This window comes from Arthrobacter sp. MYb214, from assembly GCF_002979865.1.
GTDB lineage: Bacteria > Actinomycetota > Actinomycetes > Actinomycetales > Micrococcaceae > Glutamicibacter.
Map to the genome: position 1 here is coordinate 137,891 of NZ_PCPZ01000007.1, position 23,395 is coordinate 161,285.

At 62.9% G+C, this 23,395-nt stretch carries 22 protein-coding genes and 1 pseudogene; 18 read left to right on the plus strand and 5 right to left on the minus strand.

Annotated elements, in window-relative coordinates; translation table 11 throughout:
* The first annotated feature begins 100 nt into the window (after nucleotides 1–100).
* From CQ012_RS15780 to CQ012_RS15795, 4 genes are all read left to right on the plus strand, one after another.
* Complete coding sequence (locus CQ012_RS15780) at nucleotides 101–859, plus strand: ABC transporter ATP-binding protein (protein WP_105658422.1); 759 nt, start codon at nucleotides 101–103, stop codon at nucleotides 857–859.
* On the plus strand, nucleotides 841–2,406 hold the full coding sequence (locus CQ012_RS15785; protein WP_105658423.1) for a transporter: 1,566 nt from the start codon (nucleotides 841–843) through the stop codon (nucleotides 2,404–2,406). The genes CQ012_RS15780 and CQ012_RS15785 overlap by 19 nt, the downstream gene beginning before the upstream one ends.
* Nucleotides 2,407–2,707: 301 nt before the next feature.
* Nucleotides 2,708–2,959 (plus strand): DUF3039 domain-containing protein, encoded by a 252-nt coding sequence (locus CQ012_RS15790; protein WP_105658424.1) that lies wholly within the window; start codon nucleotides 2,708–2,710, stop codon nucleotides 2,957–2,959.
* Nucleotides 2,960–3,014: 55 nt separating this feature from the next.
* Entirely contained in the window at nucleotides 3,015–4,781 is a 1,767-nt protein-coding gene (locus CQ012_RS15795; RefSeq protein ID WP_105658425.1) for a DEAD/DEAH box helicase, read from the plus strand.
* 78 nt (nucleotides 4,782–4,859) lie between these two features.
* On the opposite strand, the gene CQ012_RS15800 is transcribed toward CQ012_RS15795, so the two are convergent.
* Both CQ012_RS15800 and CQ012_RS15805 read right to left on the minus strand, forming a co-directional pair.
* Complete coding sequence (locus CQ012_RS15800; protein ID WP_105658426.1) at nucleotides 4,860–5,453, minus strand: isochorismatase family protein; 594 nt, start codon at nucleotides 5,451–5,453, stop codon at nucleotides 4,860–4,862.
* A 104-nt stretch (nucleotides 5,454–5,557) separates the two neighbouring features.
* Nucleotides 5,558–6,856: a nicotinate phosphoribosyltransferase gene (locus CQ012_RS15805; RefSeq protein WP_105662594.1), complete on the minus strand. Its 1,299-nt coding sequence runs from the start codon at nucleotides 6,854–6,856 to the stop codon at nucleotides 5,558–5,560.
* A gap of 142 nt (nucleotides 6,857–6,998) precedes the next feature.
* Here CQ012_RS15805 and clpS point away from each other — a divergent pair, with 142 nt between their 5' ends.
* From clpS to CQ012_RS15825, 4 genes and pseudogenes are all read left to right on the plus strand, one after another.
* Complete coding sequence (gene clpS, locus CQ012_RS15810) at nucleotides 6,999–7,283, plus strand: ATP-dependent Clp protease adapter ClpS (RefSeq protein WP_105658428.1); 285 nt, start codon at nucleotides 6,999–7,001, stop codon at nucleotides 7,281–7,283.
* Between the two features lie 2 nt (nucleotides 7,284–7,285).
* On the plus strand, nucleotides 7,286–7,864 hold the full coding sequence (locus CQ012_RS15815; protein WP_105662595.1) for a DUF2017 domain-containing protein: 579 nt from the start codon (nucleotides 7,286–7,288) through the stop codon (nucleotides 7,862–7,864).
* A gap of 3 nt (nucleotides 7,865–7,867) precedes the next feature.
* Complete coding sequence (murI, locus tag CQ012_RS15820; protein WP_105662596.1) at nucleotides 7,868–8,791, plus strand: glutamate racemase; 924 nt, start codon at nucleotides 7,868–7,870, stop codon at nucleotides 8,789–8,791.
* Nucleotides 8,788–9,582, plus strand: a pseudogene (locus CQ012_RS15825) (MBL fold metallo-hydrolase); the annotation flags it as partial. The gene murI and the pseudogene CQ012_RS15825, both read left to right, overlap by 4 nt.
* 228 nt (nucleotides 9,583–9,810) lie before the next feature.
* On the opposite strand, the gene CQ012_RS15830 reads toward CQ012_RS15825, so the two are convergent.
* Nucleotides 9,811–10,275: a hypothetical protein gene (locus CQ012_RS15830; RefSeq protein ID WP_286134697.1), complete on the minus strand. Its 465-nt coding sequence runs from the start codon at nucleotides 10,273–10,275 to the stop codon at nucleotides 9,811–9,813.
* Nucleotides 10,276–10,363: 88 nt separating this feature from the next.
* Between CQ012_RS15830 and CQ012_RS15835 the strand changes: the two genes are divergently transcribed.
* The 3 genes from CQ012_RS15835 (at nucleotide 10,364) to rdgB (ending at nucleotide 12,473) form a co-directional block, all read left to right on the plus strand.
* Nucleotides 10,364–11,020 carry a helix-turn-helix transcriptional regulator gene (locus CQ012_RS15835; protein WP_105662597.1) on the plus strand — a complete coding sequence of 219 codons (657 nt, stop codon included), beginning with the start codon at nucleotides 10,364–10,366 and terminating at the stop codon, nucleotides 11,018–11,020.
* 89 nt (nucleotides 11,021–11,109) lie between these two features.
* Complete coding sequence (rph, locus tag CQ012_RS15840; RefSeq protein WP_105662598.1) at nucleotides 11,110–11,844, plus strand: ribonuclease PH; 735 nt, start codon at nucleotides 11,110–11,112, stop codon at nucleotides 11,842–11,844.
* Entirely contained in the window at nucleotides 11,841–12,473 is a 633-nt protein-coding gene (rdgB, locus tag CQ012_RS15845; protein WP_105662599.1) for an RdgB/HAM1 family non-canonical purine NTP pyrophosphatase, read from the plus strand. The genes rph and rdgB overlap by 4 nt, the downstream gene beginning before the upstream one ends.
* Before the next feature lie 66 nt (nucleotides 12,474–12,539).
* Here rdgB and CQ012_RS15850 read toward each other — a convergent pair whose 3' ends face one another.
* A complete protein-coding gene (locus CQ012_RS15850) occupies nucleotides 12,540–13,667 on the minus strand; it encodes an HNH endonuclease signature motif containing protein (RefSeq protein ID WP_146112979.1) in 1,128 nt (375 codons plus the stop codon).
* A gap of 383 nt (nucleotides 13,668–14,050) precedes the next feature.
* On the opposite strand from CQ012_RS15850, the gene CQ012_RS15855 reads away from it, so the two are divergent.
* The 5 genes from CQ012_RS15855 (at nucleotide 14,051) to CQ012_RS15880 (ending at nucleotide 17,965) form a co-directional block, all read left to right on the plus strand.
* Nucleotides 14,051–14,410: a GntR family transcriptional regulator gene (locus CQ012_RS15855; protein WP_181148913.1), complete on the plus strand. Its 360-nt coding sequence runs from the start codon at nucleotides 14,051–14,053 to the stop codon at nucleotides 14,408–14,410.
* A gap of 29 nt (nucleotides 14,411–14,439) precedes the next feature.
* Nucleotides 14,440–15,357, plus strand: coding sequence for an ABC transporter ATP-binding protein (locus tag CQ012_RS15860; protein WP_105662601.1), 918 nt, complete (start codon nucleotides 14,440–14,442; stop codon nucleotides 15,355–15,357).
* Entirely contained in the window at nucleotides 15,354–16,049 is a 696-nt protein-coding gene (locus CQ012_RS15865; RefSeq protein ID WP_105662602.1) for a hypothetical protein, read from the plus strand. The genes CQ012_RS15860 and CQ012_RS15865 overlap by 4 nt, the downstream gene beginning before the upstream one ends.
* A gap of 189 nt (nucleotides 16,050–16,238) precedes the next feature.
* A complete protein-coding gene (locus CQ012_RS15875; protein WP_181149086.1) occupies nucleotides 16,239–16,736 on the plus strand; it encodes an SRPBCC family protein in 498 nt (165 codons plus the stop codon).
* Nucleotides 16,737–16,963: 227 nt separating this feature from the next.
* Nucleotides 16,964–17,965 carry a 3'-5' exonuclease gene (locus CQ012_RS15880; RefSeq protein WP_105658459.1) on the plus strand — a complete coding sequence of 334 codons (1,002 nt, stop codon included), beginning with the start codon at nucleotides 16,964–16,966 and terminating at the stop codon, nucleotides 17,963–17,965.
* Between the two features lie 77 nt (nucleotides 17,966–18,042).
* Here the strand turns inward: CQ012_RS15880 and CQ012_RS15885 are convergent, their stop codons facing one another.
* On the minus strand, nucleotides 18,043–18,981 hold the full coding sequence (locus tag CQ012_RS15885; RefSeq protein WP_105658439.1) for a hypothetical protein: 939 nt from the start codon (nucleotides 18,979–18,981) through the stop codon (nucleotides 18,043–18,045).
* Between the two features lie 51 nt (nucleotides 18,982–19,032).
* On the opposite strand from CQ012_RS15885, the gene CQ012_RS15890 reads away from it, so the two are divergent.
* Both CQ012_RS15890 and CQ012_RS15895 read left to right on the plus strand, forming a co-directional pair.
* The gene (locus CQ012_RS15890) at nucleotides 19,033–20,199 is read left to right on the plus strand and encodes an exonuclease SbcCD subunit D (RefSeq protein ID WP_105662615.1); all 1,167 of its coding nucleotides are present in this window, start codon (nucleotides 19,033–19,035) and stop codon (nucleotides 20,197–20,199) included.
* A complete protein-coding gene (locus tag CQ012_RS15895; protein WP_105662605.1) occupies nucleotides 20,196–23,294 on the plus strand; it encodes an AAA family ATPase in 3,099 nt (1,032 codons plus the stop codon). Before CQ012_RS15890 ends, CQ012_RS15895 begins: the two co-directional genes overlap by 4 nt.
* The last annotated feature ends 101 nt before the right edge of the window (nucleotides 23,295–23,395 follow it).

A 23,395-nucleotide genomic window follows, 5' to 3' on the forward strand; every position in this document is an offset into this window, starting at 1 on the left:
CGACCCAGGGTTTTTCCCTGGGTCGCGGCGGTTGTCTTATACCTGGGTTTAACTCCAAAGGATGATGCGTTCTGACTAGGGGCATTGCTAGCCTTAAGCTATGAATCAGATCGCACTGGACATTCGGGGTCTTGCCAAGCAATTCGGCGCCAAGATTGCCGTGAACAACGTCAGCCTGCAAGTTCCTGCGGGTTCCTTCTACGGTCTTGTCGGACCCAATGGTGCCGGCAAGACCACCATGCTTTCCATGGCCACTGGATTGCTGCGCCCGGATTCAGGCCAAGCGCTGGTCAACGGCGTGGATATCTGGGCTGATCCGCAAGCGGCCAAGGCCACCTTGGGAGTCCTGGCTGATGGCGTGCGCCAGTTTGACCGGCTGACCGGCCGCCAGCTGGTGACCTACTCGGGATTGCTGCGCGGCATGGAACGCGCAGAAGTTGCCCAGCGTACCGAAGACCTGCTGCGCGTGATGGATTTGCTCGATGACGGCGACAAGCTGGTGGTGGACTACTCGGCCGGCATGACCAAGAAGATTTCCTTGGCTACCGCGATGATCCACTCGCCAAAGCTCTTGGTTCTGGACGAGCCGTTCGAGGCGGTGGACCCGGTATCTGCGGCGAATATCCGCGACATCCTGAATAACTACGTTGAATTCGGCGGCACCGTCATCGTTTCCTCGCATGTGATGGACCTCGTCCAGCGCATGTGCACGCATGTCGCGGTCATTTCCGATGGCATGCTCAAGGCGCAGGGCACCGTGGATGAAGTCCGCGGCGGCATGAGCCTGGAAGATCGCTTCGTCGATCTGGTGGGCGGCCGCGCCAATAATGAAGGGCTGTCATGGTTGCGCACGTCCTAAGCCTGAAACTGCGCTTGCTCGCCAACGGCTTCAAGCGCTCCGTCGGCCAGCTCATCGGCGTCATTATCGGTGGCCTGTACGCACTGGGCATGATCACCATGCTGACCTTGGCCATGTGGTTTACCGCCGGCGATATTCCTTTCCAGAGCGAAATCTTCACCCTGATCGGCTCGGCCGTGGTGCTGGGCTGGGCCATCATCCCGCCGCTGCTGACCGGTGTTGACCTCACCCTGGAACCTTCACGCTTTGTCCACTTCGGGATTCCGGAAAAGACCTTGGGGCCAGCGCTGGTGCTGGCTGGCTTCATCTCGATTCCCGCGGTGCTGACCATTGCGGGCCTGCTCGGCGCCTCGCTGATGTGGCGCTTCGATGCGGGCGCGCTCATGCTGGCCCTGCTGGCAGCGGTGGCGACCGCGGTGATGGCGATTCTTCTTTGCCAGTATCTGGTGATCATGGCGACCGCACTGCGGGCCAAGCGCCGATTCCGTGAATTGACCTTCGTGCTGCTGTTCGTGGTGCTCATCGCCTTGGGGCCGATCGTGACCTCGGCATTGGCTGCCGCGCAGAGCATGAGCGACTGGATCCAGCCGATTGCCTCGGTCTTGGGCTACACCCCGTTGGGTGCCTTTGCCGCGATTCCCGGGGCTTTTGCCTCGGCGCACTACGGCCAGATGGCGATCCATCTGGCGCTGGGCTTGCTCTACCTTGGCGGACTGTACCTCCTGCTGGCTCGAGCTACCGCCAAAGCCACGGTGACCCCGCCGCCAGAGCAGCGCGCTGCCACGGCCAAGGGGCTGGGCTTCTTCAAGTTGATGCCGGCCACGCCAACGGGCGCCGTGGCTGCCCGCGCACTGACCTACTGGTTCAAGGATCCGCGCTATGCCATTGGCGTGCTCATTGTGCCGATGCTGCCGTTGCTCTTCTGGTTCACCGGCAACCAGACCGGCAGCTACGTGATGATGTTCCTGCTGGGCCCGTTGATCGGCATCTTGATGGGCTTCTCCATCTCGGCCGACATTTCCTATGACAACACCGCCTTTGCGCTGCACGCGCTGACCGGCATTTCCGGACGTGCTGATCGGGCAGGGCGAGTGCTGTCCTGTTTCCTGATTGCCATCGTTCCGGTCCTGGCGGCAGCCATTTTGCCGGGCCTCATCTCCGGTGCGCTGTGGCGCATCCCGGGAGACCTGGGCCTGTCACTGGCGGGGCTGCTCATCGCGTTGGGCGTCGCGTCGGTGTCCTCGGCCCGCTACACCTATTCGGTGCCGCTGCCGGGTGATAACCCGATGAAGACCCCTCCGGGCAATGGCATGCGCATTGCGCTGACCCAGCTGGGAATCATGCTTGCCATGGGCCTCCTGCTGATCCCGGTACTCATTCCCTACATCATCGGCTGGGTGAAGCAGTCGCAGTCCTTCGGCTTCATCACCTTGGGCGCGGGCCTGGCCGTGGGTATCGGACTGATGCTCGGCGGCATTGCCCTCGGTGGCAAATGGTACGAAAAGCGCACTCCTGAGCTGATGCAGTCGGTCATCCTCAATAAGTAGGCGCAGCAGCCGAATTGCTGCCTCCGGCCGTCTAGCGGGACGCTGTTTTCCGCTAGGCGGCCGTTTGCCTGCCTTGGGTGCAAGGAGGTTCACAGGATATTGATCGGGTCGCGCCCAATTGGCGCAATATCGACTTCCAACGGCACCGCAACGCATCGCAAGAACATTGAAAAATGGTTGTTGACTTGCAGCGAGGAAGAAATCGATGGGGCGGCCTAGTGCAGCGCGGCAAAGTCAATGTGGACAAGCTCCCATGCTTGCCACGCGGACAGCAGTGGCAATCCGTATTAGACTTGGAGGCATGGTGGAACAGTCTGAAGAAACCCGCGGTGGCACTGCCACGATTGAACGTACCGAGACAACCCAGAGTGTCGAGGCCGGAGATCATGAGCGTTTTGCTCACTACGTGCAGAAGGAAAAGATCATGGAGTCGGCAATGACCGGCGACCCAGTGATCGCTCTGTGCGGCAAGGTCTGGACGCCAGGCCGAGATCCGCAGAAGTTCCCGGTATGCCCCGAGTGCAAGGAAGTCTACGACTCCATGATGGGGTAGTGCTGCGAATGAACTAGCACTACTTCACACAATGCACGCGGCCGGGAAAAGGTAAATGACCGAGACACTCTTTGATTTTGGCGACAAGCTTCCACTAGAAGACAAACTGCCGGTAGCGTATCCGGAACGTGCGGCTTGGGGAACTGGGCCGAAGCTGCGTGCCTGGCAGGCCGAGGCCTTGGCTCTGTACTTCGATACGGAGCCCAAGGACTTCATGGCGGTGGCGACCCCTGGCGCAGGTAAGACCACCTTCGCGCTGCGCTTGGCCAAAGTGCTGATCGACTCGGGCAAGATCAACCGCATGATCGTTGTCGCGCCCACCGACCACCTGAAAAAGCAGTGGGCGGATGCGGCGGCGCGTGTGGGCATCTCACTGGACCCGAACTACAAGAACTCCGACGGCCGGCACGGCTCGCACTACATGGGCGTGGTGGTGACCTATGCCCAGGTCTCGCTGAAGCCCGCGGTGCACCGCGCGAAAACTGAAGATGCCCGCACCCTGGTGATCATGGATGAGGTCCACCACGCCGGCGATGCCCTGTCCTGGGGCGATGGCATTCGTGAAGCATTCGAACCGGCTACCCGGCGGCTTGCCCTGACCGGTACCCCATTCCGTTCCGATGCGGCCCCGATTCCTTTCGTGCAGTATGTGGACGAGGGCGATGGCATTCGCCGTTCCAAGGCGGACTACACCTACGGCTACGGCAGCGCCCTGGCCGACCACGTGGTCCGTCCGGTGCTGTTCATGGCCTATTCGGGCAATATGCGCTGGCGTACCTCCGGCGGCGAGGAGATGGAAGCAAACCTCGGCGAAGGCTTCACCAAGGATGTCACCGCCCATGCCTGGCGTACCGCGCTGGATCCGCACGGCGACTGGATCCCGTCGGTGCTGCAGGCCGCTGACCGGCGGCTCTCGGAGGTCCGCCGCACCGTGAAGGACGCCGGCGGCCTGATCATCGCCACGGACCACGAGGACGCGCGCGGCTACGCGGCCCAGCTCGAAGCGATCTGTGGCGAGAAGGTCACCACCATTCTTTCCGATGACCCCAAGGCATCGCAGAAGATCGACGATTTCTCCGAATCCGACGCGCGCTGGATGGTTGCGGTGCGCATGGTGTCCGAAGGCGTGGACGTTCCGCGTCTCTGCGTGGGCGTTTATGCGACGTCCACCTCCACTCCGTTGTTCTTCGCCCAGGCGGTCGGCCGCTTCGTGCGTAGCCGCAAGCGCGGCGAGGTGGCTTCGGTCTTCCTGCCCTCGGTGCCGATCCTGATGGCCTTGGCCAACGAGATGGAAGTCGAACGCGACCACGCCTTGGACCGTGAAGGTTCCAAGGACGAAGACGGGCTGGACGATTCGCTGCTGGAAGCGGCGAACAAGGAAGACAAGGCCAGCGACGAGCTGACGCGCAACAAGTTCGAGGCGCTGAACTCGCAGGCCTCCTTTGACCGCGTGCTCTTCGACGGCGGCGAATTCGGTACCGGCGCCGACATCGGCAGTGAAGAAGAACTCGGCTTCCTGGGGATCCCGGGCCTGCTGGATACCGAACAGGTTTCCGAGCTGCTGCGCAAGCAGCAGAACAAGCAGATTTCCAAGGGCGGCACCAAGCCCGAGCCGGTCTCGGACCACCGCCGCATGATGGAGCTGCGCACCAAGCTGTCGAAGAACGTCTCGGCATGGGCCGCCCGCACCGGCACCCCGCACGGGCAGATCCACAACAAGCTGCGCAGCGTCTGCGGCGGGCCTGCCGTGCCGCAGGCTACTGCTGACCAGCTGCAGGCGCGCATTGACAAGCTGCAGGACTGGTTCGTCGGGCGAAAATAGGTTCCACGAGAGAACGGCTTTGCCCCTGACCGGAAAATTCGGTCAGGAGCAAAGCCGTTTCTGCTTTCCGGGGGATCATCAACCCAGCGAAATCACCGTTACCCCGGCTGCCCTCAGTTCCTCGCGTATCGCCGGCAGATTCTCCGGCGAGACTGCTGCGGTCAGCGGAGAAATGATGGTCGTGGTGAATCCTGCTTCAGCTGCATCGAAGGCGGTCGCCTTTACGCAATGATCCGCGGCGAGCCCTACGACATCTACAGAGTCAATGCCTCTGGCCTTGAGCCATGGACCTAGCAGTTCTCCGCTTTCATCAGCCTGGTCAGCCGATGGATCCAGCACTCTGGCTTCGAAACCCGAATAGGCTGCGGTGAAGCGCCCCTTGGCGAAGTGCGCATCCAGGGGCACCTCGGCGAGCTGCGGATGCAGGGCGGCGCCAGATGTTCCGGCGACACAGTGCACCGGCCAGGAATCAATGAAGTCGGGGGTTTCCGAGAAATGATTCCCGGGCTCGATATGCCAATCCTGGGTGGTGACGATTGCCGAGTAGGCATCGCGGCGTTCGGCAATATCCGCGGCAATGGCCGTTGCGACGGCGTTGCCGCCGGTCACGGCCAGGGCTCCGCCTTCGCAGAAGTCGGGTTGGACATCAATGATCAACAGGGCTCTGCTCATCGCTGCCTCCTGGCTGGGGGAAGTGTAGAGATTGGAAAACTGCGGACCGCAGGATCCTTGAATCTGGATCCTACGTCCCGCAGCTGGGATTTTCGTGTGTTCGACTAGTCCTGGATCATGACGGTCGGGATGACCGGTTCGCCACGCTGCATCTTGCGTGCCACGCCTGGCAGTTCCTGGACCGATGCGAAGTGGCGCTCGGTGGCGAGCTTGACGCCAGCTGCACCCACGTACGCCTGATCGATCTCGCCATGGCGCACCAACGGGACCACCAGATCCCGCTCGGGGCCGCCGGTGGTGTACTCGGAAGTGGAGACGATTTCAGCGACAGCGCGGTTGCGTTCATTGAGCTGGCGCACCGCGTACTTGCGCCCGCCCACGCTGGCCTTGTTCGCCGCGGCCTTGGCGACCGGAATCCATTGCCCCGAATCGTCTTGGCGGGCAACCAGCTTGTAAACCATCGACGCGGTCGGATGGCCGGAGCCGGTGACCAATGCCGTGCCGACGCCATAGGCGTCAACCGGGGCGCTGGCCAGGGCGGCGATCGCGTACTCGTCGAGGTCCGAGGTCACGGTGATCTTGGTGTTCCAGTTGCCCAGGTCATCAAGCAGCTCGCGAACCCAGCCTGCCTGCTGCACCAGGTCGCCCGAGTCCAGCCGGACTCCGCCTAGTTCCGGACCCGCAACTTCAACCGCGGTGCGTACGCCCTTCTCCACGTCGTAGGTATCCACCAGCAAGATGGTGTCCTTGCCCAGCGAGGCAACCTGCGCTTCGAAGGCGGCGCGCTCGGTGTCGTGAAGCAGGGTGAACGAGTGGGCCGAAGTGCCAACGGTCTTCAAGCCATAGCGGGCACCGGCTTCCAAATTGGACGTTGAAGTGAATCCGGCAATCATGGCGGCCCGCGCGGCAGCCACTGCTGATTCCTCATGGGTGCGGCGCGAGCCCATCTCGATACATGGGCGTTCGCCGGCCGAGGCGATCATTCGCGATGCCGCCGAAGCGATGGCCGAATCATGGTTCATGACCGAGAGCAGGAAAGTCTCGATAACGCAGGCTTCAGCGAAAGTCGACTCCACGGTCAGCAGCGGCGAATTCGGGAAGTACAACTCGCCCTCGGCGTAGCCGGAGATGCTGCCGGTGAAGCGGAAGTTCTCCAGGTACTTGATGGTTTCCGCGTTGACTACCTTGTTGTCGCTGAGGAAACGCAGCTGTTCGTCATCGAAGCGGAAGTTTGCCAACCCTTCGAGCACGCGACCAGTACCTGCGACCACGCCATAGCGCCGGCCCTCGGGCAAGCGGCGAGCGAATGCCTCGAAGACAGACGGGCGGTGAGCTGCACCGGATCCCAGCGCTGCTTGGAGCATGGTCAGCTCATAGTGGTCGGTGAAGAGACTGGTGCGCATGTGACGCTCCTGATGATCGGAAAAGGCCTTATACGGTGCTGCTTGGGAAAGCAGACCGATTTTACTGTATAACGGCTCACGCTCAAGGTGATATTTGCCGTGTCCGGTGTTGCGTTCAGCTTCCAAGCGTAAAATGGAAGCCATGACCGCAATGCCCGATGTACTTTCCGAATTTGAAACCCTGGTATCCCAAGACAAGCCCTGGCGCTTGGTCGTGTGGAATGATCCAGTGAACTTGATGAGCTACGTATCCTACGTGTTCCGTTCCTACTTTGGTTTCAGCGCGGAAAAAGCCGAGAAGCTCATGCTGCAGGTGCACCATGACGGCTTCTGCACGGTGCGCAGCGGCAGCCGCGAAGCTATCGAATCCGATGTGCAGGCAATGCACGGATTCGGCCTGAACGCAACGATGACCCAGGGAGCCTGAACGTGGCGAAGGCCTTCAAGAACGGTTCCAAGGGCATTACCGGAACACTGCACTCCGCAGAACGAAAACTGATCCGCGAACTCTTCGGCGATGTCATTGGAATGCTCGAGGAGCGTGCGCAGCTGCACCAGCTGCCCGAAGATGTTGATCCGCTTTACGCCCTGACCGGCATGCGGCCCGAGTCCATGGACCTGCCGCCGGTTTCCGATCCAGCGCTGGCCAGGCTGCTGCCGGATGCCAGCGATGACGCAGTGGCCGCCGCGGAGCATCGCCGGCTGACCGAAGCCGACCTGATCGCGCAAAAGGTTGGCCGCCTGCGCGAGGCCCAGATGCTGCTGGACACCGAAAAGCTGGTCTTGGACAAGGACACCGCGACGCGTTTTGCCCAAGCGCTGAACGACGTGCGCCTGGTGCTCGCAGAGCGCCTGGAAATCCGCAGTGAAGAGGATTCGGCCCGGGTCGCAGAGGTGCTCGATGCATCCGAGGTGAACACCCCGGACGAATACATGTCCTTGGTGTACAACCTGATTTCATGGGTCCTCGATACCCTGATGGCTGCACTGATGGATGCGGAGTTCTAATCCATGAATTCCTACTTTGCTACCGGGCAGGTCTCGGCCCCGGAGGCCAATACCCCCATCGGCATTTTCGACTCGGGCGTTGGCGGGCTGACCGTGGCCCGCGCGATCATTGACCAGCTGCCGGGCGAATCGCTGATCTATGTGGGGGATACCGCCAACTCTCCCTATGGCCCGCTGCCCATTGCCCAGGTTCGGGCCAATGCGCTGGGGGTGATGGATGAGCTGGTAGATGGTGGCGTGAAGCTGCTGGTGATTGCCTGCAATTCGGCCTCTGCCGCAGTGCTGCGCGATGCTCGCGAGCGCTATACCGCGCGCTATGGCATCCCGGTCGTCGAGGTCATCCAGCCGGCGGTGCGCCGTGCGGTAGCCGGCACGAAGAATGGCAAGATCGGCATCATCGGCACCCAGGCGACTGTTGGTTCACGCGCCTACGAGGACGCCTTTGCGGCCGCGCCGAACTTGCAGGTCTCCACCGTGGCCTGCCCGCGTTTCGTGGAGTTCGTGGAGTCCGGCATTACCGCCGGTGCCGAGCTGCTGGAGATCGCGCAGGAATACCTGGCGCCGCTGCAGGCCGCCGATGTAGACACCCTGGTTCTGGGATGCACGCACTATCCGTTGCTGACCGGCGTGATCTCCTATGTCATGGGGGATTCGGTCAGCTTGGTTTCGAGTGCCGAGGAAACGGCAAAGGACGTTTTCCGGGCGTTGACCCGCCATGCCCTGGTGCGCAACGACGGCGCCGCGGCGCGTCATGAGTTCCTAGCCACAGGCAACGCTGATAGCTTTGGTGTACTGGCTCGCCGATTCCTCGGACCCGAGGTGCTGCAGGTGCGCCACGTGGACCATGTAGCCGCCCACTATCCGACCGGAGCTATTTCGCGGATTACCCCGCAGATGATTGCCGCGTCGAAAGCGAGTAACGAATGAAGCTGACCATCATTGGATGCACCGGGTCATTCCCAGGGCCGGGATCGCCCGCTTCCTGCTACCTGGTGTCGGCCTTTGATGGCACGCGCGACTGGAAGATCCTGCTGGATCTGGGCTCAGGCGCATTGGGCGTGCTTCAGCGTTACACCGATTTAAAAGACATTGACGGGATCATGATTTCCCATCTGCATCCGGATCACTGCATGGACCTTTGCGGTTTGCATGTGGCGATTCGCTGGGATCCGACGGGCTGGGGCCGGGACCGGATGCTGGTGCACGGTCCGGAAGATACCGCCGAACGCATTGAAACGGCCTACTCCCTACCCGATGGCGACACCATGGCCAAGGACTACGACTTCCAGGTCTGGAAATCCTTGCAGCCGGTGAACATCGGTCCCTTCACCATCACTCCCTACCCGGTGCGCCACCCGATCAAGGAAGCCTATGCGCTGCGCGTGGAAGCGCATGAGCCGGGCCCCGATGGCGAGTTGCTGACCAGCGTGCTGACCTATTCCGGGGACACCGACAGCTGCGATGGCCTGGTTGAGGCAGCCCGCGGCGCTGACATGTTCCTGTGCGAAGCGGCCTTCGAAGAGGGCCGCGATGACCATATCGACGGCGTGCACCTGACGGGCAAGCGTGCTGGCGAAATGGCGACCGCGGCCGGTGCCGAGCGCATGCTGCTGACGCACATTCCGGTATGGACCGACATCAACAAGGTAGTCGAAGAAGCCAAGGAAACCTACGACGGCGGGATCGCTGTTGCCGTTTCCGGGGTGACTTACGGCGTGTACTCCGGCAGCCTGAAGGAAGACAAGGACCCGGCCCTGTTCAAGGGGGAGCGCGGTACCGACTACCTGAAGACCCGTACAGGCACCATGCCGACCATCAAGTACGAGAAGACCCGCAAGTTCCCCTTGCTCAAACGCAAGAAGTAGGCACGCGGAACCGGAGAAAAGCACTGGCGGACAGGAAGAAATATCCTCTGCGCCGGTGCTTTTCGCGTTCCCGGAAGCAGCCTAGCCGGCGCCGTGCTTGGCACCCCAGGGCTTGTCGTATTTGCTGGCCAGTCGGGTCAGGGCCAATGCGGCGACCAGCAGTCCCACGTCGCGCAGGGCGACATCGAGGAAGACGCCCATCGAGACCAGATTGACGATGATGCCCAGCAGCCACAGTGACAGCACATAGCTCGCGTAGCGCGGCTTGATGATCATCGATGCGGCGGCAACCAGTTCCACCACGCCAACGAAATGCATGGCGGTTTGCGCGGAGAACGGCATGATGTCAATGATCCACGGGGCCAGGTATTCCGGCCAGTAGGTCATGACGTTCGCGAACTTGTCCAGTCCCATCAGCAGGGGCAGGACGACAAATCCAATGCGCAGGATCCAGAATGCGCTCAACGACGGGTCGGTGTTGACTCGTGCAGCTGTTGTTGCCCGTATGTGCGAGACCGGATGCTTCTCGCTCCATGAGGCGCTCATGGCGATCACCCTCCAAAGGTTTGAACGTATACCCAGAATTCGCCTCTCGGGCCTATTTGTCAATATCCATTGTTGATAGAATTCTGGCATGTCGACAAAACTGAGCTTGCAGCAAGATGCGGTCCTCAAATCGCTCAACGATCCGGTTCGGCGGCGACTGTTCGAATTCATTTCGCAAAGTCCGCAACCGGCAGGACGCGACGCGGCATCCAAGGCCGCAGGAATCAGCCGGACCCTGGCCGCCTACCATCTGGACCGGCTGGCAAGCGCAGGATTGCTGGCGGTGACTTTCGCACGGCCGGAAGGCAAAAACGGGCCGGGGGCCGGGCGCACCGCGAAACTTTACGCGCTCGCCCAAGAGGAAGTATCCGTGAGCTTGCCAGCGCGCAATTACCGCCTCTTGGGCAGCTTGCTGGCGAACGCGGCCAGTGCCGATGCCTCGGGGGCTGTGCTCCAGGCGCTGCGTCAGGCGGCACGTGGCGAGGGGCAGAACCTGGGACAGGCCGGTGACGGGCTCGTGCCGTCGCTGGACGAGCTGGGCTATGCGCCTGAAACAGACGAGCGAGGAGAGATCTCCATGGGGAACTGCCCCTTCCATCTGGTCGCGCAGCAGCAGACCGAACTGGTCTGCTCCATGAACTATGAACTGGTTTCAGGCGTCTTGGAGGGGTGCCAGTTGGATTGCAGCCGGGCCGAGCTGAGCCCGCGTCCCGGGCGATGCTGCGTTGTGGTGCATCCTCAGTAGCTGCCAAGGATGCGCCACGAGGTGCATTTCACCGTAACTCGCGGGTTCACCCGTACAGATCGCGCGGTGCGCGTGGTTAGGATGGAAGCATGACTTTACGCGCTGACGGCCGAGGAGCCGCGCAACTTCGAGACATTACCATCACCCGTGGCTGGTCCGCTCAGGCCGAAGGCTCGGCGCTGATCGAATTCGGCAACACCCGCGTGCTGTGCACCGCGTCCTTCACCGAGGGCGTGCCACGCTGGCTCAAGGGCGAAGGCACCGGCTGGGTCACCGCTGAATACGCGATGCTCCCACGTGCTACCAACACCCGCAACTCCCGCGAATCGGTCAGGGGCAAGCTCTCGGGCCGCACCCATGAGATTTCCCGCCTGATCGGCCGCTCGCTGCGTGCCGTCGTGGACACCAAGGCCCTGGGCGAAAACACCATCGTGCTGGACTGCGACGTCCTGCAGGCCGACGGCGGCACCCGCACTGCCGCCATCACCGGTGCCTACGTGGCACTGGCAGAAGCAATTTCCTGGGCCCGTTCGCAGGGCATCGTGAAGGCCAACGCCAAGGTGCTCACCGACTCGGTCGCCGCGATCTCGGTGGGCATCATCGATGGCACCCCGATGCTGGACCTGCCCTACGAGGAAGATGTTCGCGCCGAGACCGACATGAACGTCGTGGTCACCGGATCCGGCGACTTCGTCGAGGTCCAGGGCACCGCCGAAGGGGTTCCATTCAAGCGCGAGGAGCTGGATGCCCTGCTGGACCTGGCCCTTGGCGGTACCAACGAGCTGGCCGAGATCCAGCGTGAAACCCTGAGCAGCACCAAATGAGCCAGCCGGTACTGGTGCTTGCCTCGCGCAACCAGGGCAAGCTGCGCGAATTGCGCGAATTGCTGCGCGGGCAGGTGCCGGGCCTGGATGTTGACAGCCAGGTCATTGACGCCGCCACCGCTGGGGCTGCCGACCCGGTTGAAGACCAGGTCACCTTCCAGGGCAATGCGCTGAAAAAGGCCCGCGAGATCTCGGCATCCACCGGCCTGGTGGCGCTGGCCGATGATTCCGGTTTGAGCGTGGATGTGCTCGGGGGAGCGCCGGGAATCTTCTCGGCGCGCTGGTCCGGGGTGCACGGCAATGACGAAGCGAATATCGATCTGCTGCTCGGCCAGCTCGGCGATATTGCTGCCGAGCACCGCGCAGCGCAGTTCGTCTGCGCCGCGGCACTGGCTACCCCAGAGGGTGCCGAGCACGTGGAACTGGGCAAGGTCGAAGGCGTGCTGCGCACCGAGCGTGCCGGCGAGCATGGGTTCGGCTATGATCCGATCTTCGAACCTGCCGGCGCCGGCAAGTCCATGGCCCAGCACACTCCGGAGGAGAAGAACGCGATCTCGCATCGGGCTCGCGCCTTCGCCGCGTTGCTGCCCAGCATCATCGACGAGGTCACCAAGGCCTTGGCCAAGTAGCCTCCAAATCCCGGATAGAACAAGAACGCCAGCAAATCCTGAAACGGATTTGCTGGCGTTCTTGCGCTAGTGCGGGAAGTTCTCGCCGAACCGTCCCAGGGCCAGATAGGGCCGCTCGTCGAACTCGGTCACCAGGTATTGGGTTTCGCATGCGCGGCACTGCCACTGTGCGGGAGGCCCCAAAGGCATCATGCAGCCAGCGGTGACGTACTCGTCGTCATCGGGCATGAAGCTTGGCATTCCCCAGATGATCTTCAGCGGATTGCGTTCCCCGCATTCCGGGCAGGCAGGCTTCGCGAACTTCCGAAGCTGTTCCAGGGTTGGCTGGTGGGCCATGGCGTGGCAGCCACGGCAAAGCAGCACCACCTCATCGGCATGGTCCTGGATCTCCCAACGCAGGCCGTTGTGATGGCTCTGCGGCAGATGGACCTCGGGCCTGGCAGAAATATCCCGATCGCAGATTTCGCAAGCAAGCGGTTCATACGGTGAAGCCTTCTGGAGGATGGCCACTACGCCCAGCACCTCATTGGCCTTCGCAGGCTGCGAGGGAGTGCAAGGTCCGGCGGTGACGAATATCGGGCGGGGGCGTTCGAGAAGATCCCCGATGCTGCCCAGAAGCTTCTGGGCAAGGGAATCTGCCAAATACTGCGAGCGTCCTGGAAGTTCTGCGCCGATCATGGACTCGAGCTCAGCCACGGAGATCGGGTCGGTGAAGGTCGTCAAATTGGTGAAGGTGAGCCGCTCCGCCTCATCCGCTTCGGTGATTTCAAGGCTGGCAATCAACGCTGGAGTTCCCTCCAATGCCGTCAGGACGAGATCGCCTGCCCGCAGGGGTTCCTCCAAATTCCAGCGGAATGACTCGTTCTCCTGCCCCAGGGCCGCCGCGGAAGCCAGTGCATTTGCCTGGCGGCACCAATATACCGGCTGGCCCTTCGTGCCGGTGAGCAGTGCGCGATTCAATGCCGCTTGGTTCGGGCGGCGCAAGGGGTAGTCCAGGATATTGCGGCCGGGACGCTGCATGGTGCCAGCGCGCGAGTCCTGGATTCTGGCGATCAGCTCGCGCCGGGTAGCGCGGGCCATTTCTTCACCGGTGGATTCGGGGAAAAGCACCTTGTACAGCCCGAGCAGGATCTGGCGATCCAATGCTCCGAGAAGCGGATCCGGAGCCTCAAGGCGATTGAAAAGTTCTTGCATGGTCCCTCCCATAAAGGCCTGCAATCCGTGGATTGCGGTCATTGCCCAGCGTGCGATCACTATTTTCCTGGGCCAGATACTGCAAATTATTCGTAGCCATCGCCAGCCCTTCCCGGTTTCGGGTTGCGCCATGCGTTGTCTCGGTCTGCAGCTCCATTTCCGTGCTCACCACGCTGAACGCACCATCGCCGGTGCCCGTTCCAGGCAGCCCCGTCGACAGTTCCCAGCATAGATAGCGAGGCGGACAGTTTGGGGTACCGGATTTTCCGTGGATATTTTGCCGCCCCGCTATTGCACAGAACCGAACTAGGTTCTATGGTTAGTTACATGAGTAACTAACCCACTAACTAACCTAGTGGAAATGAGCACGGAGAGGAGCCAGCATGATTGATGATTCAAAACCGATCTTCTTGCAGATTGCTGAGCTGATTGAGAACGACATCATCTCTGGTGTTCTTGCAGAAGAAGCGCAAGTTCCATCAACCAATGAATTCGCAGCGTTCTACCGGATCAATCCGGCCACAGCAGCCAAGGGAATCAACCGGCTCGTGGAAGACGGACTGCTCTACAAGAAGCGGGGGATCGGCATGTTCGTCACCGAAGGTGCACCGCGGCGGCTGCGAGAACAGCGCCGCGAGAAATTCCAACAGCAATTCATCACCCCATTGACCGCAGAAGCCTCCAAGCTGGGCATTGGCCTGGATGAGCTGGTCGCCATGATCAAGACCGGTTCGGATTCTTGAAACATCTCTACTAGGCAGGGAGGAACGACATGCCACGAACGACAGCAATCGCCACACGCGAGCTGAGCAAGACCTACAAGGACGTGCGAGCGCTCGACAACGTCAGCCTGGAACTGGAACCCGACCGTATCTACGGGCTGCTTGGACGGAACGGGGCCGGCAAGACCACGCTCATGTCCATCCTGACCGGGCAGAACTATGCGGACCAAGGCACCGCCGAAATCTTCGGCCACGCCCCCTTCGAGCATGATCCGACGCTCTCGCGCATCTGCTTCATCCGCGAATCCCAGAAGTACCCCGATGACTTCAAGGTCCACCAGGCCTTCAAATCCGCAGCCCTGTTCTTCGAGAACTGGGATGAGGAACTGGCCCAGGATCTCGTCGAGGCGTTCGCACTGCCGACCAGGCGCAGGATCAAGAAGCTCTCCCGCGGGCAGCTGTCCGCGGTGGGCGTGATCATCGGCATGGCCTCGCGGGCGGACATCACGTTCTTCGACGAACCCTACCTCGGCCTGGACGCGGTAGCGCGGCAGATCTTCTATGACCGCCTCGTCGAAGACTTCGCGGAATATCCACGCACCATCGTGCTCTCCAGCCACCTGATCGATGAAGTCGCCAACCTGCTCGAACACGTCATCGTGATCGACAAGGGGCGAATCGTCATCGACTCGGATGCCGAAGAGCTGCGCGGCACAGCGGTAACGGTAACTGGCGAGGACGCCAAGGTCCAGGAATTCATCGGCTCCGCGCAGATAATCCATCGTGATGCACTCGGCGCCCTGGCCAGCGTCACCATCAAGGCCAAGCTGGATTCGGAGCAGCGCGAACAAGCGAAGCTCATGGGCCTGGACCTGAGTCCGGTGTCGCTGCAGCAACTGGTAGTCCGCAGCGCCTTGAGCAGCACCACCGAAACAGGGATCGACGAACGGACGGAGGCAAGAAAATGAACCGCATCATCAAAGTCGCCCGCATGCAACTGATCAACAAAGCCACTTTCATTGGAATCCCGCTGATAATCCTGGGTGGATCGTTCCTCTTCACACTGGCCATCTGGTGGCTGGTCCGGCGCAACGGCAGCGACGAAGGGCTGTACAGCGGTGGCGCCCAAGCGCCGATGTGGTACTTCTTGGCCCTGGGCATCCAGGCGCTGACGCTGACTTTCCCGTTCTCCATGGCCATGAGCATTTCGCGGCGTACCTTCTATCTGGGAACCGTGGCACTGTTCTCCGTCTGCGCACTGGTTCTGTCGGTGTTCTACTACCTGATTGGATTGCTGGAAGTCGCCACCGGTGGTTGGGGCATGGGCGGCCAGTTCTTCGCCCTGCAATGGATTGCGGATAACAACTGGCTGGTCCAGATCCTGTTCTACTTCGTGCTGATGGTGCTGCTGTTCATGGTCGGCTTCCTGATAGCGACCATCTACATGAGGTGGCGCACCACGGGCATGGTGGTTTTCTTCACCCTGCTGGGTGTGGTGGTGCTGGGAATCATCGCCTTGTTCACCTTCGGCAATTACTGGGACCAGTTCTGGAGCTGGGCCTTGAACTGGACCGCCGCGGGGATCACGCTGTGGGGCGGCCTGGTGGCCCTGCTGATGGCAGGAGGATCCTATCTCACCTTGCGCAAGGCAACCGCCTAGCCCGGGTCCGAAATGCAGGGCATATGGGCACCGGTTCCCTTTCCCTTGGGGGAAGGGAACCGGTGCCTGCTTTTGCAAGAAGGCGCCCAGCGGCCCGGGACCGCGATTTGCTATTCTTCAATGACTGCCGGTGAAGGCGCTGGAGCCGCCCGTGCCGCGGCGGCAGGGGAGCAACCCAGGAGAGAAATCATGAGCGCCTCGCCGACCGGAATTCGAACCGCAGACGGAGCGCTGGAATTGCGCCGCGAGTTCACCCAATCCCCGAGCAGGATCTGGCGCTATCTGGCTGACTCCCAGTGCTTGGCGCTCTGGTATGGCCCATGGCACGGGGACCCGGAGCGCGGCGCGGTGGACGTAGTGATGCTGCTCGAGGACGGTTCACCCACCGAACGAGTCGAAATCCTGCGTTGCGATCCGTGCATGCACCACCTGCAGGTGCAACTTGGAACAGGCCCCTCGGCCTGGCGGCTGGAGCTCGCGGTGCAGTCCTGCGGCGAGGGCAGTTCCCTGGTCTTCCGGATGCCGGGCCTTGACCCGCAGCTCGCCGGCTCCGTCGGGCCGGGCTGGGACTACTACCTGGACCGCCTGGCAGCCGTGGTGAACGGAGCCGATGCCGACAGCGTGGACTTCGAGGCCGATTACTATCCGGCGCTCAGCGAGTATTACGAGGAGCTGTTCGGGCACTGAGTTCCCTGCGTGCAGGGTTCGACTCGCTCAATGCGGCCGGCTGATGATTGTGAGATGCCCTGCCTTGCGCCCAAGCCAGCCAGGCCGCCGATAACTTGATCGATACAGGTCAAAATCGGATTGCAGCGAATTATTGGCACGTTATCGCCCGGCGGTCACCGCGCGGTGCACGGTGCGCGAATGTCACGCATGCCGGTGCCAGCGATTAAGCGAGTAAGCTATTGGGCGTGGCATTGGACTTCACAGCAGTAGATTTTGAGACAGCAAACGGTTTTATCGGCTCCGCCTGTTCGGTGGGCCTGGTCAAGGTACGCTCCGGGCAAATCGTCGAAACCGAACAGTGGCTCATGCAGCCGCCGGCAGGCTTCGACCACTTCGACCCGCGCAACGTCTCGATCCACCACATCACCCCCGACATGGTGAGCGCCGCGCCACGGGTGACCGACAGGATTCCGGAACTGCTGGAATTCATCGGATCCGACGTGCTGGTGGCCCACAATTCTTCGTTCGATTCCGGAGTGATCCGCGCGGCGTGCGAAGCCGGCGAACTGCCGGTACCGGAAATTGCGCACCTGTGCACCGTCAAGCTCTCCCGCAAGGCCTACGATCTGCCCAGCTACTCGCTGCCGTTCGTTGCCGAAGAAGCCGGGCACCCTATCGAAAACCACCACGAGGCCCTGGCTGATGCTGTGGCCTGTGCCTGGGCAATGATCGATATCGCCGGGCGCAGCGGACAGCAGTCCGTGTTGGAGACGGCAGACCACTATGGCGTCCGGCTGAGCCTGACCCAGCCGTGGCAGCCAGGCCACGAACTGTCCCGCGCCACCCGCGACGCCCAAGGCTGGCTGGCTGCAGGCAACCCGTTGCCGCCGCAGGATTCCTTCAACAACTGGCCGCAGGAAGGGCCGAACCCGAAGCCGAGCGACAACGCGGATCCCAGCCATCCGCTGTTCGGCCAGATCATGGTGTTCACCGGCAACCTGTCCATGCCGCGCCCCAAGGCCAAGGAACTGGCCGCCGAACACGGCGCGCAGACCGCCTCGCGGGTCACCCGCGCCACCACGGCGCTGGTCGTCGGAGACGGCTTCGTCCCGGAGGATCTGGCCAACGGGCGGCTGACCAACAAGGCCAAGCACGTACTCCGGCTGCGCGAAAAGGGCCAGCGGGTCAGCATCATCTCCGAAGGCGAGTTCATGCAGATGGTTGGCGGGTTCGGCCTGACCGCCTAGCAAACCGCAGAAGCCCGGCCGGCACAGATCGAATCTGTGCCGGCCGGGCTTCTGCCATTTTTTTCTGGGGGCGGTTCCTAGACCAGCAGCGCCATCCAGCGGTCATGCAGCTCGGAGATGATGTCATCCAGTGCGCTCGCGGGGCGCTCGCCGACGGCTTCGGTGCCGTAGATGGCAGCCAGCAGCGCTACAGCGTAGGCGTCGACCTCGGGATCTCGGCTGGCTTCTTCTTCGGCGGTTGCCGCCGGGGCGGCCTCGATGTCCGATTCCGCGTCTTGCTCGGCGGCATGCTCGCCGAAGTACGCCGCGTAGGCCTCTTCGGGGGACAGCGAGATGTTCTCGGCGATCCTGGTGGCCACCTCGCGCAGCGCATCGGCCGACGGGCCCTGCAGGCCAACGAGCAGCTCGGCCCATTCGCCGGTGGCGGCCTCGGAGCGTTCCATGGCCGAGCGGATGATCTTCGCCGCGGCAATGGCGGTCTTGGCCGCCTGGTCGTCGTGGGTCAGGAAGGCGGCCGAACGGGCCAGGGTCTCGGTGGTGCCCACAGGGACCCGAGCCAGCAGCGCGGCAATCGCGGCACGCGGCAGCACGCCGGTGGAGTCGGCGCCAGCGCCGGTGGGACGCCCCGGCTGTCCCATGTCGGGGCTGTCCAGGCCGGCGAGGTTCTGCGGATCGCCGTCCAGGATCTTCTCGAAGATCTCGACGTTGGCGAATTCCTTGTCGATCCAGCGGCCCAGCGGTTGCGGGGCGCGTTCCGGGAAGGAGCCGGCGATCTTGCTGTAGCCGCGCAGGGCCGCAAGCCACATGCAGGCCGCTTCGTCGCTGGCGACACCGTCGTTGGCCCATTCCAGCGCTTCCAGCAGGCCGTCGGCCAGGTAGAGCGGGAGGATTTCGGTGGCCCCGGGGTCAATTTCGTCACGGGCGTGGGTTGCGCCATCGGCTAGGCCGAGGAGGATCGCAAACACCTTGTCTGAGTAGTTCTCTGGCAGGAGTGCAGTTTCACCGGTTTCATTCACATCACCATTCTAATGTCCAAGTTGTCCGCGGCATTGCATAAGGTTGGACACATGCGATTGCTTCACACCTCGGACTGGCATTTGGGACGGACCTTCCACGGGGCCTCCCTGATCGAAGCGCAGCGCGCAGTGCTGCAGGAAATCATCGATATCACGATTAATCAGCAGGTTGATGCGGTGCTGATTTCCGGTGACATCTACGACCGCGCGCTGCCGCATGTGGATGCCGTCCAGTTGTGCAACTGGGTGCTGCGCGAGCTGCGCGCCACCGGGGCCGCCGTCGTGGTCACCAGCGGCAACCACGACTCGGCCTCCCGTCTGGGCTTCGGCGCAGAGCTCCTGGACAGCGCCGGGGTGCACATCATCGCCGACCTCCAGCGCATGCTGCTGCCGGTTATCCACGATGCCGGCGATCACCGGGTGGCCATCTACGGCATCCCGTACCTGGAACCGCGCATGGTGATGGAACGCCTGGGCGTGGAAAAGGCCAGCCACGAAGCGGTGGTCCGTGCGGCCATCGCGCAGATCGAAGAAGATCTTGCGCAACTGCGGGCAGGGGAAAAACCGGTAGTTTCCATCGCGATGGCCCACCTGTTCGCCGCCGGCGGCTACGGCAGCGACTCCGAACGCGAGCTGAGCACCGGCAACCTCGACGTGGTTCCGGCAGAGCTTTTCGAGCGCTTCGACTACTCGGCGCTGGGGCACCTGCATGGACGGCAGAAGGTCAAGGAGCACGTGCGCTATTCGGGCTCTCCGCTGGCATACTCCTTCTCCGAGGCAACGCAGCGCAAGGGCGTATGGCTGATCGACACCAACGCCCGGGGCATAGAGTCCGTGCAGGAAGTCCTGCTTCCGGTGCCGAAGAAATTGGCCATCCTCAAGGGCAAGCTCGCTGAGCTCCTGGCGGATCCGGAACTGGAATCCGCCGTCGATTCATGGTGCCAGGTCACGCTGACCGATAGCGAGCGCCCCGCCGACGCGATGGCAACGATTCGAACCCGTTTCCCCGACACCGTGGTGCTGAATTTCGCCCCCGATCATGCCGGCGGGGATGCCAAGCCGGCGAGCTATGCCGAGCGCATGGCCAAGGCCGCCAGCACCGAACAAGTGGTGGGGGACTTTATGGAACATGTGCGCGAACGCGCGGCCGATGAACTGGAACGGGAAGTCATCGGCGCCGTCATCCAAGCCACCCGAGAGGCACAGGCCAGCCAGTGAGAATCCACAAACTCCAGATCCAGGCGTTCGGGCCCTTCGCAGGCACCGAAGAGATCGACTTCGATGAATTGGCCGAAGGCGGACTGTTCCTGCTTGATGGCCCCACCGGTGCCGGCAAGTCCAGCATCCTGGATGCGATCTGCTACGCCCTGTACGGTGCGCTGCCCGGAAGCCGCGCCGGCAGCCGGCAGATCCGTTCGGACCATGCCCCGGCCGGTTTGGCTCCGGAAGTGGTCTGCGAGCTGACCATCGGCGACCGGCGCTTCGAGGTCACCCGTTCGCCGGCCTGGATGCGCCCATCCAAGCGCGGCAAGAACAAGACCACTGAGCAGAAGGCCGCCAGCTTCCTGCGCGAGTTCACCGGTTCGGGCTGGAAGGAACTGTCCACCCGCAACGACGAGGTGGGCCACGTCCTGGGCAGCCTGCTGGGTCTGGACCGCGAGCAGTTCACCAAGGTAGTCATGCTGCCGCAGGGCGGCTTTGCGGACTTCCTGCGGGCCAAGGCCAAGGACCGCGAAGATCTCCTGGCGAATCTCTTCGATACCAGCGGCTATGCGCGGATCGAGGATGAATTCGCCGCTCGGCTGGCCGAAGAGCGCAAGAAAACCGAGAGCCTGGAAGCACGCCTGAGCGCCAGCGAAGAGGCCATCCATTCCGCTGCCCGGGCGTTCCTCGCTGGCCGCGAAGCCAGCGATGAGCCCGCCGAGGCCGACGGCGAAGCGAACGCCGACGCCGACGCCGATGGCGCTGGACAGGCCGCGGCGGTGGACCTGAGCAGTGCCGAGCAGTTCGCCGGCTATCACCGCCGGATCGCGGCGGTTCACCGGGACTCGGCCCTAGAAGCGGCCAAACTGCGCACCGAGATGACCCGCACCCGCGAGCAGGCGCAGGCCCTGGAGGAACGCCGCCGGATCTTCGCGCGCCTGGCCGAGCTGCGCGGCATGCAGGCCGGCTATGCCCAGAACCATGAAGCGGCCGCAGCGGCTGCCGCGCGCTTGGACAGCGATGCCAAGGCAGGCGCGGTGCGTGCCTACCAGGCCCAGCTCCAGGAGGCATCCGTCGCCCAGGAGCAAGCCAAGGCAACCTGGCTGGACAGCAAGCTGTGGCTTGAAACCGAACAGGGGCTGGACCCCAGCGCCGACGCTGCCGGTCTGGAGCAGCTGCGCCTGCCGGCGCAGCAAGCGGCCGAAGAACTAGCGGTGGCCAAGGCGGGCCTGGACGATGAAAAGCGCCGCGGCGTCCTGGGCGGCCAGGCACGCAAGGCCGCCGAACTGGCCGCTGCGCAGGAAGAGACCCGTGCCCAGGCCGAAGCCGAAGTTGCCTTGCTCAAGGCCGAACGTGCTGCGCTGGAAGCCGCGGACCTCGACCAGGTAGCCGCCGGCGGCAAGGTCCAGCAGGCCAAGGAACAGGTGAAGGGGCTGGAGACCAGGATCCAGCATGCCACCGAGCGCGACACCCTGGAGAAGCAGGCGCTGGCCGCACGGGAGCAGTCCAGCGCACAAGAGCTGGAGATTGTAGGCGTAGCCAATACCTTGCTTGACCTGCGTACCGAGCAGCTGGCCCAGAGCGCTTTGCGATTGGCTGCCGCACTGGAAGACGGGCAACCGTGCCTGGTCTGCGGTGCGCAAGAGCATCCCGCCCCGGCCCGGGCGGATGCCGATGCGCCGCTGATCGACGATGAGCAGATCCAGGCGCTGGAAGCCGCGGTGGCTGCGGCAAGAGCTGCCGGGCAACGGGCCGCGCAGGCGCGCGACACCCTGATGGCCAAGTTCCAGGCCGCGCAGGAAGCCGCTGGCGATGCCCCGGTCGCGGACCTGCGGACGGAGTTTGCCACGGCGCAGGCCGGGCTGGAACGGGAGCAGAAGCAGCAAGGAGAAATCGCTGCCCGCGTGGCAAAGCTGGACGTGGTGCGCCAGCGTACCGAGCAGCAGAACGCGCGGGCATCCCAGGCGGTACTCGAGCACGCCACCGCGAAGCAGCGTGCGCAGTCCCTGCAAACCCAGCTGGCAGAACTCGACGCCAAGCTGGAGCAGCTGCGCCAAGGCCGGGAGAACCTGGCCGAACTTGTGGCGCAGCTGTCCGCTACGTCCCAGGGCTTGGCCAGTGCGGTGCAGAACCTGCGCCGTTTCCTCGAGGCGGGCGAGGCGCTGGAGAAGGCCGAGGCCACCTGGAATAGCCAGCGCACGGCCGCCGGTTTCGAGAATCCGGCTGCCTTCGAGGCCGCCTTGCTGGACAGCGCCGAACGCGAGCGCCTGCGCCAGCTGCAGCGTGCCGATGCCGACCTGGCCAGTGCCATTGCCACGCTTGAAGCGTCGCAGGACTGCCGCAAGGCCCAGGAATTATCCGCGCAGGGTGTGGAAGGGCCAAGCGAAGAAGGGATTGCCGAAGCGAAGCTGCTCTCTTCCCTCGCCGAAGAACGCTTCGAAGCGGCGCGGGAACAAGAAGTGCTGGCGCAGACCCAGCTCGTTCGCCACGAGCAAGCAGCCACTGATCTTGAACGCCAGCGGACCGAGGCAGGCCCGGTCATCGAAGCCTACCGCCGGCTGCGCGGATTGGCTGAAGTGATTCGTGGCGGGGGAGAGAACCTCTACAAGATGACGCTGAGCACCTATGTGCTCGCTGCCCGGCTGGAGGAAGTGGCCATCGCCGCAACGCAGCGCCTGGGCATGATGTCCGGCGGCCGCTACTCGCTGCACCATGATGATTCCAAGCAGGGCAATTCGAAGTCCGGGTTGGGGCTGCAGGTGCTCGATTCGTGGACCGGGAAGCGCCGGGAGACCCAGACGCTCTCCGGAGGCGAGACCTTCATGGCCTCGCTGGCCCTGGCACTGGGCCTGGCGGATGTCATTTCGCACCATTCCGGGGCAGTGGACATGCAGACGCTCTTCGTCGATGAAGGCTTCGGTTCGCTGGATGCCGAGACGCTGGAAGAAGTCATGCAGGCGCTGGAAAACTTGCGTGCCGGGGGCCGCACCATCGGCTTGGTCTCCCACGTGGCAGAAATGAAGCAGCGCATCACCAATCGGATTTCGGTCAGCAAGACCCAGCACGGTTCCACCATTGAACGCGATGGCACTGTGATCTTGGCTGGATAGATTGGACTTGCCCCAGGGCAGTAGCTATCTTGAAAGTAGTGCCATCAGGCATGCCTGGGAAATTTTGTGCGTCGGGGGGTGTGGGACGACGCACGCTTCTT

Coding starts and splice junctions, on each gene's coding strand:
- CQ012_RS15855 (WP_181148913.1), top strand. CDS start 14,051: ATGATTGATGATTCAAAACCGATCTTCTTGCAGATTGCTGAGCTGATT.
- CQ012_RS15790 (WP_105658424.1), top strand. CDS start 2,708: ATGGTGGAACAGTCTGAAGAAACCCGCGGTGGCACTGCCACGATTGAA.
- CQ012_RS15805 (WP_105662594.1), bottom strand. CDS start 6,856: ATGCGCACCAGTCTCTTCACCGACCACTATGAGCTGACCATGCTCCAA.
- CQ012_RS15860 (WP_105662601.1), top strand. CDS start 14,440: ATGCCACGAACGACAGCAATCGCCACACGCGAGCTGAGCAAGACCTAC.
- CQ012_RS15800 (WP_105658426.1), bottom strand. CDS start 5,453: ATGAGCAGAGCCCTGTTGATCATTGATGTCCAACCCGACTTCTGCGAA.
- rph (WP_105662598.1), top strand. CDS start 11,110: ATGACTTTACGCGCTGACGGCCGAGGAGCCGCGCAACTTCGAGACATT.
- rdgB (WP_105662599.1), top strand. CDS start 11,841: ATGAGCCAGCCGGTACTGGTGCTTGCCTCGCGCAACCAGGGCAAGCTG.
- CQ012_RS15785 (WP_105658423.1), top strand. CDS start 841: ATGGTTGCGCACGTCCTAAGCCTGAAACTGCGCTTGCTCGCCAACGGC.
- CQ012_RS15875 (WP_181149086.1), top strand. CDS start 16,239: ATGAGCGCCTCGCCGACCGGAATTCGAACCGCAGACGGAGCGCTGGAA.
- CQ012_RS15830 (WP_286134697.1), bottom strand. CDS start 10,275: ATGAGCGCCTCATGGAGCGAGAAGCATCCGGTCTCGCACATACGGGCA.
- CQ012_RS15795 (WP_105658425.1), top strand. CDS start 3,015: ATGACCGAGACACTCTTTGATTTTGGCGACAAGCTTCCACTAGAAGAC.
- CQ012_RS15835 (WP_105662597.1), top strand. CDS start 10,364: ATGTCGACAAAACTGAGCTTGCAGCAAGATGCGGTCCTCAAATCGCTC.
- CQ012_RS15850 (WP_146112979.1), bottom strand. CDS start 13,667: ATGCAAGAACTTTTCAATCGCCTTGAGGCTCCGGATCCGCTTCTCGGA.
- CQ012_RS15780 (WP_105658422.1), top strand. CDS start 101: ATGAATCAGATCGCACTGGACATTCGGGGTCTTGCCAAGCAATTCGGC.
- CQ012_RS15865 (WP_105662602.1), top strand. CDS start 15,354: ATGAACCGCATCATCAAAGTCGCCCGCATGCAACTGATCAACAAAGCC.
- CQ012_RS15890 (WP_105662615.1), top strand. CDS start 19,033: ATGCGATTGCTTCACACCTCGGACTGGCATTTGGGACGGACCTTCCAC.
- clpS (WP_105658428.1), top strand. CDS start 6,999: ATGACCGCAATGCCCGATGTACTTTCCGAATTTGAAACCCTGGTATCC.
- murI (WP_105662596.1), top strand. CDS start 7,868: ATGAATTCCTACTTTGCTACCGGGCAGGTCTCGGCCCCGGAGGCCAAT.